The sequence below is a fragment of the Moraxella nasibovis genome (assembly GCF_029581575.1).
Lineage (GTDB): Bacteria > Pseudomonadota > Gammaproteobacteria > Pseudomonadales > Moraxellaceae > Moraxella > Moraxella nasibovis.
The window spans coordinates 507,041-518,652 of sequence record NZ_CP089975.1 but is presented as its reverse complement, the minus strand read 5'-3'; the positions used below and the strand labels follow the sequence as shown (position 1 = coordinate 518,652).

Annotated in this window: 11 protein-coding genes and 3 tRNA genes; 6 read left to right on the top strand and 8 right to left on the bottom strand. The window is 48.6% G+C overall.

Features of this window, described 5'->3' with window-relative positions; genetic code table 11:
• Window positions 1–21 precede the first annotated feature (21 nt).
• The 7 genes from ispD to LU290_RS02325 all read right to left on the bottom strand — a co-directional run bounded on the left by ispD (window position 22) and on the right by LU290_RS02325 (window position 7,199).
• Window positions 22–726, bottom strand: coding sequence for a 2-C-methyl-D-erythritol 4-phosphate cytidylyltransferase (ispD, locus tag LU290_RS02355; protein WP_277808962.1), 705 nt, complete (start codon window positions 724–726; stop codon window positions 22–24).
• 55 nt (window positions 727–781) lie between these two features.
• Complete coding sequence (locus LU290_RS02350; protein WP_277808961.1) at window positions 782–1,222, bottom strand: FtsB family cell division protein; 441 nt, start codon at window positions 1,220–1,222, stop codon at window positions 782–784.
• 4 nt (window positions 1,223–1,226) lie between these two features.
• The gene (gene eno / locus LU290_RS02345; protein ID WP_277808960.1) at window positions 1,227–2,540 is read right to left on the bottom strand and encodes a phosphopyruvate hydratase; all 1,314 of its coding nucleotides are present in this window, start codon (window positions 2,538–2,540) and stop codon (window positions 1,227–1,229) included.
• 113 nt (window positions 2,541–2,653) lie between these two features.
• Window positions 2,654–3,517 (bottom strand): 3-deoxy-8-phosphooctulonate synthase, encoded by an 864-nt coding sequence (gene kdsA / locus LU290_RS02340; protein WP_277808959.1) that lies wholly within the window; start codon window positions 3,515–3,517, stop codon window positions 2,654–2,656.
• A gap of 128 nt (window positions 3,518–3,645) precedes the next feature.
• On the bottom strand, window positions 3,646–5,274 hold the full coding sequence (gene pyrG, locus LU290_RS02335; RefSeq protein ID WP_277808958.1) for a CTP synthase: 1,629 nt from the start codon (window positions 5,272–5,274) through the stop codon (window positions 3,646–3,648).
• 276 nt (window positions 5,275–5,550) lie between these two features.
• A complete protein-coding gene (locus LU290_RS02330) occupies window positions 5,551–6,597 on the bottom strand; it encodes an Lnb N-terminal periplasmic domain-containing protein (RefSeq protein WP_277808957.1) in 1,047 nt (348 codons plus the stop codon).
• A 2-nt stretch (window positions 6,598–6,599) separates the two neighbouring features.
• A complete protein-coding gene (locus tag LU290_RS02325; RefSeq protein ID WP_277808956.1) occupies window positions 6,600–7,199 on the bottom strand; it encodes a DNA-3-methyladenine glycosylase I in 600 nt (199 codons plus the stop codon).
• A 142-nt stretch (window positions 7,200–7,341) separates the two neighbouring features.
• Here LU290_RS02325 and LU290_RS02320 point away from each other — a divergent pair, with 142 nt between their 5' ends.
• From LU290_RS02320 to LU290_RS02295, 6 genes are all read left to right on the top strand, one after another.
• Window positions 7,342–7,650, top strand: coding sequence for a rhodanese-like domain-containing protein (locus LU290_RS02320; RefSeq protein WP_277808955.1), 309 nt, complete (start codon window positions 7,342–7,344; stop codon window positions 7,648–7,650).
• Window positions 7,651–7,823: 173 nt separating this feature from the next.
• Window positions 7,824–7,900: transfer RNA gene (locus tag LU290_RS02315), tRNA-Pro, on the top strand.
• Between the two features lie 68 nt (window positions 7,901–7,968).
• A tRNA-Arg gene (locus tag LU290_RS02310) sits at window positions 7,969–8,045 on the top strand.
• Between the two features lie 26 nt (window positions 8,046–8,071).
• Window positions 8,072–8,147: transfer RNA gene (locus LU290_RS02305), tRNA-His, on the top strand.
• Between the two features lie 136 nt (window positions 8,148–8,283).
• Window positions 8,284–9,093, top strand: a complete 810-nt coding sequence (locus LU290_RS02300; RefSeq protein ID WP_277808954.1) for a thiazole synthase — start codon at window positions 8,284–8,286, stop codon at window positions 9,091–9,093.
• 29 nt (window positions 9,094–9,122) lie between these two features.
• A complete protein-coding gene (locus LU290_RS02295) occupies window positions 9,123–10,481 on the top strand; it encodes a WS/DGAT/MGAT family O-acyltransferase (protein ID WP_277808953.1) in 1,359 nt (452 codons plus the stop codon).
• A gap of 178 nt (window positions 10,482–10,659) precedes the next feature.
• On the opposite strand, the gene LU290_RS02290 is transcribed toward LU290_RS02295, so the two are convergent.
• On the bottom strand, window positions 10,660–11,532 hold the full coding sequence (locus LU290_RS02290) for a bile acid:sodium symporter family protein (protein WP_277808952.1): 873 nt from the start codon (window positions 11,530–11,532) through the stop codon (window positions 10,660–10,662).
• Between the last annotated feature and the right edge of the window lie 80 nt (window positions 11,533–11,612).

Sequence of the window (11,612 nt, the reverse complement as noted above, 5' to 3'; positions counted from 1 at the left end):
ACAGATGTGCCCAATGAGCGACTACTCAATCAAGTCCGACAAAATAAACCGCAAAAGCGGCAAGTCTTCGGCATAGGTCAGCTTCATGTTCAGCCGTGACCCTGCAACCACCTCCACCGAAAGCCCCAACATCTCAAAGCCACTCGCCTCATCAGTGATGACAAGACCTTGCGCCGCCACCTCAGCCAGCACCTTCTCTAACGCACCGAGCCGAAAAATCTGCGGCGTTTGCGCCTGCCACAGCCCTTCTCTACTCACCGTCTTAACGACACTGCTACCATCGACTTGTTTTAGGGTATCCACCACAGGTGCTGCAAGTATCACGCCATCATGCGTCGTCTGCTTTAAAGCTGTCAATACCGCCATCAGATCCGCCCTAGGTAGACAAGGTCTTGCAGCATCATGAATGAGCACCCAGTCTGTGTCTTTTGCACCTCTGTCTCGAATGCTCTTAACGCCATTTTTCACCGATTGCCATCGCTCATCGCCGCCAAAGGTCCGATGAACCTCCCCAGCAAAATCAAACGACAGCTTTGCCGCATACGCATCATCCTTGGCGACCACCAAAGTCAAATCAGACAGCGCATCGACATTCAGTCTTGCCACGCTCTCTTCAAGCACTGTCTTATCGGTGATTTGTAGATATTGCTTAGGTCTATCCGCCCCAAGACGCAAGCCTTTGCCTGCCGCCACGATGAGTCCATGCACCTGATGTGCGTCCTTCATATTCACTCCTAAATCCTAAAAAAATAAGACTGGCACTGCCAATCTTATCTCATCATCATTGTGTCGTGCCGTCGGTCAGCTCCAAGCCATCGACAGGCTCGGTGGCGTCCGCCTCCTCACTTTCGATCATCTGCCTGCTGTAAGTGATGGGCGCATTTGACAGCTGATAAAAAGTCTCGCCAGACTTGATGAGCCCTAGGTCGATCCTAGCGTGCTCTTCGATGGCGGAAGTTTGTGTTTTTAGATCACGCACATCGGCACGCAAAAGATTATTGACATAGGCTTGCTCAGTGTTGATGGTGTTTTGCTTGGCGATTTGCTCATTGAGCGCCACCAAATTGGCGTGACCATTTTCGCCATGCCAATACTGATGCTGCAACAAAGCCAGCACCACCAATCCCAAGCCAATCAAACACAGATAGCCGATCGCCCCCAAGCGCTTAGGCGGCAAGGTGGGCGATGGTTTTTTGGTTGCTGCACTGACCACGAAAGACACTCAATCAGCCACGCAGACCGATGAACTCTTCACGACCACGGAAAGCGGCGGTGACTTGCTGCTCGATGCGCAGTAGCTGGTTGTACTTAGCGACACGGTCAGAGCGGCACAGTGAGCCAGTCTTGATCTGACCTGCCGCCGTACCCACCGCCAAATCAGCGATGGTCGAATCCTCAGTCTCACCAGAGCGATGGCTGATGACGGTGGCATAGCCGTTGTCTTTTGCCAGATAAATGGCGTCCAAAGTCTCAGACAGCGTGCCGATTTGGTTAAACTTAATCAAAATCGCATTGGCGATGTTTTTGTCAATGCCCTCACGCAAAATCTTAGGATTGGTCACGAACAAATCATCACCCACCAGCTGCACTTTGTCGCCAAGCTGTTTTGTCAGATACGCCCAACCATCCCAGTCGCTTTCATCCAAGCCATCTTCGATAGAGATGATCGGATACTGGCGGCACAGCCCTGCCAGATAGTCAGCAAAGCCTTCACTGGTGTACGATTTGCCCTCGCCTTCTAGCACATATTGACCATTTTTATAAAACTCACTAGACGCACAGTCAAGCGCCAGATAGATGTCCTGACCTGCTTTATAGCCTGCTTGCTCAATGGCTTTCATGATGACTGTGATCGCCTCTTCGTTTGAGCGTAGGTTTGGTGCAAAGCCACCTTCATCGCCCACCGCCGTGTTCAGACCTTGGGCTTTTAGGACAGATTTTAGCGCATGGAAAATCTCTGTACCTGCTCGCAGACTTTCTGAAAAACTGGTGAATCCCACAGGCTCGATCATGAATTCTTGAATGTCCACAGTGTTGTCCGCATGAGCGCCACCATTTAGGATATTCATCATCGGCACAGGCATGGTCAAAGAAGTCTGACCACGCAGGTTGGCGATGTGCTGATGTAGTGGTAGATTTTTGGCGATGGCGGCGGCACGAGCGGCTGCCAAAGATACCGCAAGCGTGGCATTTGCACCAAGCTTTTCTTTGTTTTCTGTGCCATCAAGCTCAATCAAAATCTTGTCAATCTCTGCCTGAGCGCTCACATCCTTGTCCAAAAGCGCTGAGCGGATTTGGCTATTGACATTAGCGACGGCTTTTTTGACACCCTTGCCCAGATAGCGAGACTTGTCGCCATCACGAAGCTCCAAAGCCTCACGAGAGCCAGTCGATGCCCCAGAAGGTGCAGCAGCACGACCGCACACGCCATTTGCCAAGATCACATCAGCTTCGATGGTTGGGTTGCCACGAGAATCCAAGATCTCACGAGCCACGATGTCTTTGATTTCGATGGCATTGTCAGTAGTTTCAGCGTACATAATGTGTTCCTTTTGTCATGTAAATTGTCATGTAAATTAACAATCAATCAACTTGATAAACCAGCGTCTTATCAAGCGCCTATTAGCCTTTATAAAATAAATACCGATCAAACTTAGTGTGTGTCCAGCACTTCAAAGCCCTTGACCAGACTGTCCAGCTGCTTTAACTGAGCCAAGAAAGGCTCCAACTGCGAGAGTCGAAGTGCGCAAGGACCGTCACACTTTGCCTCATCAGGATTTGGATGCGCCTCCAAAAACAGCCCTGCCAAGCCTGTCGCCATGCCCGCACGAGCCAAAGTGGTGATCTGATGACGGCGACCGCCTGCACTGTCAGCACGAGCGCCTGGCTCCTGCAAAGCATGCGTCACATCAAAAAACACCGGCACATTCATCGCTTTCATGGTGTCAAAGCCAAGCATGTCCACGACCAGATTGTTGTAACCAAACGCCGTGCCACGCTCACACAAGATGACCTTGTCATTGCCCGCCTCTAGGCATTTATTGATGATGTGGCGCATCTCATGTGGCGCAAGAAATTGTGCTTTTTTGATGTTAATCACCGCACCAGTCTTTGCCATTGCACTCACAAGGTCGGTTTGACGAGACAAAAATGCAGGCAACTGAATGATGTCTGCCACTTTCGCCACAGGCGCTGCCTGATAAGGCTCATGCACATCGGTGATGATGGGCACATCGTACTTTTCTTTGATGTCATTTAACCAAGTCAAGCCCGTTTCAAGGCTGGGGCCTCGAAAAGAATACAGACTTGAACGGTTCGCCTTATCAAAGCTTGCCTTGAACACATAGCCGATGTTTAGGCGTGAGCAGATGTCAATGTACTGCTCAGCGATCTCAAAAGCAAGCTCGCGGCTTTCCAAGACATTCATACCGCCAAACAGTACAAACGGCTTATCATTGCCAATCTCAATCCCTGCCACATTGATGTGCGACTGAGGCTTATTTAATGACTGCGTCATCGGCTTTTCCTTTTTGGTTAAAATTACTGTTAAATCCAATTTGTCATACAGGCTTATAACACTGGTCGCTCACAAACACCCAGACTGAACAAAAAGCACACCGAACGACGGCATGCTTTTTGATGAAATCACTGTTTTAGGTCGATGGCTGCTTTGATAAAGCTATTAAACAGCGGATGTCCGCCTCGTGGCGAGCTGGTAAACTCAGGGTGATACTGCACCGCCACAAACCAAGGGTGGCTCTCAATCTCCACCGCCTCGACCAGATGCTGCTTGGCAGAGTAGCCTGAGATTTTCATGCCTGCCGCCTCTAATGGCTCGATGTAGCGATTATTCATCTCATAGCGATGGCGATGGCGTTCGGTGATGTTGTTCGCACCATAAATCTTGGCAAGCTTACTGCCCGACACCAGCTGTGCCTCTTGTGCGCCCAGACGCATCGTGCCACCCAGATCAGAATCATCAGAGCGGATTTGTAGCTCGCCTTTTTCGTCAAACCATTCGGTGATAAGACCGATGATTGGATCGGCAGCCTTACGGTCAAACTCGGTAGAATTCGCCTTCAAGCCCAAGACATTACGAGCAAATTCAATCACCGCAAGCTGCATACCAAGGCAAATGCCCAAATATGGCTTATGATTCTCACGAGCATACTGGATCGCCATCATTTTGCCCAAAGTGCCACGCTCACCAAAGCCGCCCGGTACCAGCACGGCATCGCAAGCTTTCAGCTCATCCATCAGGTGTGCTTGGGTTTCAAGTTTTTCGGCATCGATGTAGTGAATTTTGACTTTGGTTTTGTTGTGGATGCCTGCGTGTAGCAGCGCCTCATTGACAGATTTATAAGCATCTGGCAGCTCGACATATTTACCCACCATCGCCACGACGATCTCGCCCTCAGCGGTGAACAAGCCTTCAATCACTTTATCCCAGTCTGACAGATCTGCCTCTGGCACATCAAAGCCAAAGCGCTCACAGACCAGATCGTCTAGGTTTTGCTCATAAAAAGTGCGTGGAATCTCATAAATGCTGCGTGCGTCTTTACACACCACCACCGCACGCTCTGGTACATTGGTAAACAAAGCAATCTTGCGTTTGGTGTCGGCATCGACATCGTGCTCGGTACGGCACACCAAGATGTCAGGCTGAATGCCGATTGACAACAATTCTTTTACCGAATGCTGGGTTGGTTTGGTTTTAAGCTCACTGGCAGACTTGATATAAGGCAGCAGTGTCAAGTGCATGAGCATGGCGTTATTATGCCCAAGCTCGACTTGCAGCTGTCGCACCGCTTCCATGAATGGCAAGCTTTCGATGTCACCCACTGTGCCACCGATCTCGATGATGGCGATGTCAAAACCCTCGCCAGATGCTCTCACACGAGCTTTGATTTCATCGGTGATGTGCGGAATGACCTGCACCGTGCCACCCAGATAGTCACCACGACGCTCTTTGGCAAGCACCGTCTGATAGACACGCCCTGAGGTGAAGTTGTTTACCTTGCTCATCTTAGAGTGGCGCAAGAAACGCTCGTAGTAGCCCAAATCAAGGTCGGTCTCGGCGCCATCTTCGGTGACGAACACCTCACCATGCTGAAAAGGACTCATCGTGCCAGGATCAACATTGATGTAAGGATCCATTTTGGTCATGGTCACTTTCAGACCACGAGCCTCTAAGACGGCTGCCAAAGAGGCGGCGGTGATGCCTTTACCCAAAGAGGACACCACACCGCCCGTTACAAAAATAAATTTAGTCATAACAATTCGTCGCTTACTGGTAAAACCGAATTTTACTAAAATTTGCCAAAAAAATATAGGGGGCGAGCGAAATTTTTTTTGTGTTTTGCACTGTCGTCCCAAGCATTTCTTGGGCGTGTTTTGGCTAAAAATCATAAAAACCATCAGGCGTTCATGTTTTTAACAGCACCCACGCCCTTGCAAACACCACCTTGCCCACCGCACAGTCGCCATCAAGCAGCGAGACGACATTAAAGCGAGATGACATTAAGATGAAAAAAACTGCATTAAACTGCACTAAAAGCTCGGCAACTCTTTTGATAGACCCTCTTTTCTTGGCAAATGCTCACGGATTGCCTGCGAAAAATCTTGCTCAGACGGCTGAATGGTGCCGTATTTGGCGACTTTTGGATTTAGGTGCGCCTTATCTTTCCATGCCGCCGCCGTATCATGTGGGCGAATCACTCCAAGCTCGATCAAATAGCTGGGCAGACGACCCGACACCAACACTCGATAATCCATCGGCAGCTGCCGACTGTCCTCATCAACGAGACGCACCATCTTATAGATGAAAGTCGTGCAGTTGCTGGTGAGGGTATTATACCAAGCAGGGCTTTGATTAAGCTTGCGTCCTTGCTCCAAATAAGTCAACAGAAGCGATCGCATTTTTTCTTGATCATAAGTCAGGGGATAAAGATACACCGACTCATTGCGGATGTTTGAGCGAGTAAAGATGATGTCAGCCTCAGTGGCGGCGATGATGGAGAGCTCAAACTGCCGAAAAAACCCGCCGATGCTTGAAAATTCCTCATGCGCCTCTTTGCGAATCTCCACCGAAAACGCCAAACGCTCACCCTCTAAAAACCCAAAGGTCAAAAAAGTATGCGCAATGTTTTCATTACCCCAAATCGATACCACCAAATCCATCGAATCAAGCTTGCTTAGGTCGTAGGTGCGTGTTTGCCAGTCGATGTCATAGTCCGTCTCGCTGCGCCAGTGAAAATTGCGCACATTTTTGACGGTGATGAGATCGGGGTTGGCGGTGTCTTGGGCATAATCAACAATGTGCGCCACCTCAGGGTTCCAGTGTCGATCATTGCTTGGCTGCATCATGCCAATCCACGCAAATACAGATAATGGCAAAAATACCGAGACGACAGCGATCCAACTTGGCACGGGCAATGAAGTAAACTTGGCGAAAATAAGCGCAAACGCCAAACAAACCAAAAGCCCGATGAATGCGTATGTCCACACCCCTAGCGGCATGTGCACCCACAGCGCCACGCACGCCAAGCAGACAATCAGCACCACCAACAACACCCAAATCATCGTCCACACTCTCATCGTTACATCCTTTTGTAAGCACAGTCCATCACATGATCATCAACCATGCCACACGCTTGCATATAAGCATAGCAAATTGTTGGACCGACAAATTTAAAACCATCTTTTTTAAGCTGCCTGGACAAGGCGATGCTGGCAGTGGTCTGAGTAGGGATGTCGCCCATGTCTTTGGGGTGGTTGATGAGCGGTGTTTTGGCTTGATACTTGGCGACGATACCCCAGATATAGTCGCTAAAATATTGATTTTGCACAATTTTTAAATAAGCCTTGGCATTGGCGATGATCGCCTCGATTTTTAGGCGGTGGCGGATGATGTCGGCATTTTGCATCAGTTCATCCACTTTACTTTCGTCATATTGGGCGATTTTATTGGCATCAAAGTCGTCAAACGCTCGATAATAACCCTCTCGACGCTTTAAAATCGTAATCCAGCTCAGCCCTGCCTGCATGCCCTCCAAACACAGCATGGCAAACAGCTGCCTATCATCGTGGCATGGCACGCCCCACTCATCGTCGTGATAGGCTTGATAAAGTGGGTCCTGTCCGCACCACGCACAGCGTTTTTTGGGTAAGGCGCTGTCACCAGTTGAAATACTTGTCATCTTTTTTCACTTATGTTACATTGAAACTAATTTACCAAACCATTTTATTAAAACCATTTCACATTATACGCCAATCCACGCATTTTTATCGCATTTTCCTGCGCCATTTTAACAAAACCCAGCAGACCAAAGAGAGCAAAACATGATCAGCCAACTAGACATCAAAGACTTCACCCCAAGTGCCGACAAGACCATCTGGGATGTGCGAGATGCCGAAAGCTACCAAAGCGGACACATCTTGCACGCCATCAATCAGCCATTAGACACCTTAGATAAAGACTTACTAGATAGTACCACAGGCGACATCTATGTGCTGTGCGGTGGTGGTACAAAGGCGGTGCGAGCGTGCGCTTTGCTTGATGAACTAGACTCCACCCGTCAAATCATTCACTTGACAGGCGGCACTCGGGGTGCAAAAGCCGTTGGCATGACCATCGTCAGTGATGAATAAATAAAAACCTACCAACATCCAAGTGATTTTATTATTAAAAAACATCATAAAAATCATAGAGTTAGAAATTTTTTATGATTTTTTTAAAAAATTTAATTGACACATTGGCATCTTGGCTGTATCATACGCACCACAACGACGGCATGAGAACAAACTCAGTCAGTCAAAAAAATCGGAGTGTAGCGCAGCTTGGTAGCGCATCTGGTTTGGGACCAGAGGGTCGGGGGTTCGAATCCCTCCACTCCGACCATTTTTAAAGCCTTAACGGCTTTTTTTGTTAGTAATTAAAAATTTTAATGCTAACATTAAGCCACATGAGCGCCTGTAGCTCAGTTGGATAGAGCATCTGCCTTCTAAGCAGGTGGTCGCAGGTTCGAATCCTGCCAGGCGCGCCATTTGCCTGACTTGTATTTAAATTATGGTGGGTATAGCTCAGTTGGTAGAGCCCCGGATTGTGATTCCGGTTGTCGTGGGTTCAAGTCCCATTACTCACCCCATATTCTAAAAAGCTCACTTCGGTGGGCTTTTTTATTTTTTCAAGATTTATTTTCTCCCAAGAATAGTTTCACAATCCATCAAGAAATTTGCTATACTAAGGCAATTTTAATCCCAATAAAAACGACAGAGCAACATATGACTGATTTATTAACCAACCCATTAGCCAACGATACTTTTAGCATTGGCTCACGCACCTTCTCATCACGCCTACTGGTCGGCACAGGCAAATATAAAGACCTGACTGAAACAGGGGACGCCATCAAAGCCAGTGGCAGCCAGATTGTGACGGTCGCCATTCGCCGCACCAACATTGGGCAAAATAAAGGTGAACCAAATCTACTCGATGTCATCTCGCCAAAAGACTACACCATCTTGCCCAATACTGCAGGCTGTTTCGATGCAGACAGCGCCATTCGCACTTGTATGCTGGCTCGTGAGCTGCTTGATGGGCATAATCTGGTCAAGCTGGAAGTGCTAGGCGATGAAAAAACCCTATATCCGAATGTTACCGAGACTTTAAAGGCGGCACGCGTGCTGATTGACGATGGTTTTGATGTGATGGTTTATACTTCTGACGACCCCATCGTTGCCAAAGAGCTTGAAAATATGGGCTGTGTGGCGGTCATGCCGCTGGGCAGCTTGATTGGCTCAGGCTTGGGGCTATTAAACCGCCACACGCTAAGTCTTATCATTGAAAATGCCAATGTGCCGATTTTGGTGGATGCAGGTGTCGGCACGGCATCTGACGCTGCCATCGCCATGGAGCTGGGCTGTGATGGCGTACTGATGAACTCAGCCATCGCCCACGCTCAAAACCCTGTCATGATGGCACACGCCATGAAAAACGCCATCAACGCAGGTCGCCAAGCCTTTTTGGCAGGTCGTATGCCTGCTCGCAAAATGGCGGTAGCTAGTAGCCCGCAGACTGGCTATTTCTTTCAATAAATATTTCCTGATTGATTAAGGCGGTCGTCGTGCAAGCGTTGAGCATTACCGATCATTTGTTTTTTTTGTTAGAGTCTGACAAACAGCCCATGCATGTGACGGGGCTGTGTCTCTTTGAGCTGCCTGACAACGCCAAAGATGACTTTGTCAAGACCTTGGTGCGGCAGATTACCACAAGCGAGATCAAAGCAACACCCCCTTTTAATCAGCTGCTCAAAAATCGAGCTTTTTGGGTGAATGATGAGCATGTTGACATTCGCCGCCACATCAAATATCACAAATTAGACGATGGCAGCGAGCAGGCACTGCTGGCGTACGCATCTGATGAACACGCTCGCACACTTGATCGCAGCCGCCCTTTGTGGGAATGCCATGTCATCGATGGGCTAAACCCCACCCAAGAAGGGCTGCCACATCGTTTTGCCATTTTTTTAAAAATGCATCACGCCATGGCAGATGGGGTCGCCGCCATGCGTCTGTTTGAGCGGTCGCTGTCCACTTCGCCAGATGAAGAGTTTGCTTGGCAGTTCTGGTCGGCACAAAAGCGTGCAAAGCCCAAAAGCAGCCACACCACCAAGCCCAAAATACGCTCGCTGATCAAAGAGCAAATCAGCACGATAAAGCCTGTCATCAAAACGCTGATTGATGATTTTGGTAGCCGACCGAAGTGCGCTGTCAGCACGCTTAGCACACCGCCATCCCTTTTTAATCAGCGCATCTCAAAAGCGCGTTTTTTGACCACGCAGTCCTTTGACAAAGCGCGTTTTGTCGCCATCGCCAAGCACTTTCATGTCAGCACCAATGATGTGATTTTGGCAGTGTGTGCTGGTGCGCTGCGTGACTATCTATCTGCCAAAAACGCCTTGCCAGACAAGCCTTTGACCGCCTTTGTGCCCATCAGCCTACGCCAAGATGACAGCCACACGGGCAATCAGCTGTCTTTTTTGTTGGCAAATCTTGCCACGCATCAAAGCGATGACATCGCACGCCTAAATGACATCCAAGTCAGCATTACTGAAGGCAAAAATCGCTTTTCTTGCCTGACGCAAGCGCAAATCATCAATTATAGCCTACTCAGCTACGGCTGGGCTGGCATCAATCTGGCGACACGACTTGCCCCCACCAAGCAGGCGTTCAATCTCATCATTTCCAATATCCCAAGCGATGGCGCGCCACGCTACTTAAATGGCGCAAAATTAACGCACATCTTTCCAGCATCGGTGCTGCTTGACGGGCAGGCGCTCAACATTACACTCGCCAATCATCAAGACAAACTTGACTTTGGCATCACCGCCTGTCCAACCGCCCTGCCTGACATCGATCAGCTGCCCACGCTCATGGGGTCGCAGTTAGCACGCTATGAAAAACACCTAATTCATCAAGCCTAAAATCAGCGCATCACGCATCAATCTCCATTGATGCCAAAAGACTTGGCTTTATATTCATGTGTGGGCGCGTGCTAAAAATAATTTATGCCAGCAGACGCTCACCCCAAACATTTAATGCGGTTTATAGAGTGAATGGCTAATTCACCCCATCGGGCAATCATGAATTTAATATCAGTCTTTAAGCTGCATGAGTATGGTCGCTGGGGGCAAATTTATTCAACAAAAGCCCAAACACCACACCAAAAATATACATGAATGCCGAATAAATCACCGCAGGAATCGCCATCATTGCACTATTCATGATGGTGAGCGCAATGGTCATGGCAAGCGTGCTATTGTGAATACCAATCTCAAACGCACACGCCTTTGCCTGCCTATTGGCGACACCAAACCATCTTGGCACAAAATACCCCACCGACAAACTCATCATACAAAACAACGCCGTCGCAAGCCCAACCTGCTCAATATAGCTGATGATGTTAGCACGCTCAGCCACCACCGCACCGACAATGATGAGCAGCAAAAAGACAATGGCAAATACTCGCACGAATCGCTCGAGCCTGCTGGCGAGCGCCTGATGATAATGACGAATGAGCATACCAGCGATGACGGGCAGCAAAATGATCGCAAAAACTTGTAGCACTTTACCAAACTGCAACCCAAGCGCTTGCCCATCATTGATGAAGTAATCAATCGCAAAATTCACGATGAGCGGAAAAGTAACCGCCGAGATGATGGCATTGACCGCCGTTAGAGTGATGTTCAGCGCAACATCACCCTTGAATAGATAGCTGAATAAATTCGCCGTAGCACCGCCCGGTGAGGCCGCAAGCATCATCATACCCACCGCCAAAATCGGTGGCAATTTAAGCATGACACACAGGGCAAATGCCGCCGCCACCAAAATCACCAATTGGCAAAACAAAGCAACGATGATGACCTTGGGATTATCCTTGACGCGCAAAAAATCACGAATCGTCAGTTCAAGCCCAAGCCCTGCCATGACAACCATCAAGCATAAAGGCAATAATAAAGAAATGATAGAATCCATGAAAACTTCCTTGTTTCAACAGTTTTTAGATTATATACAAAACAAAAACCCAAATGCAAGTCGCATTTGGGTTTTTGTGT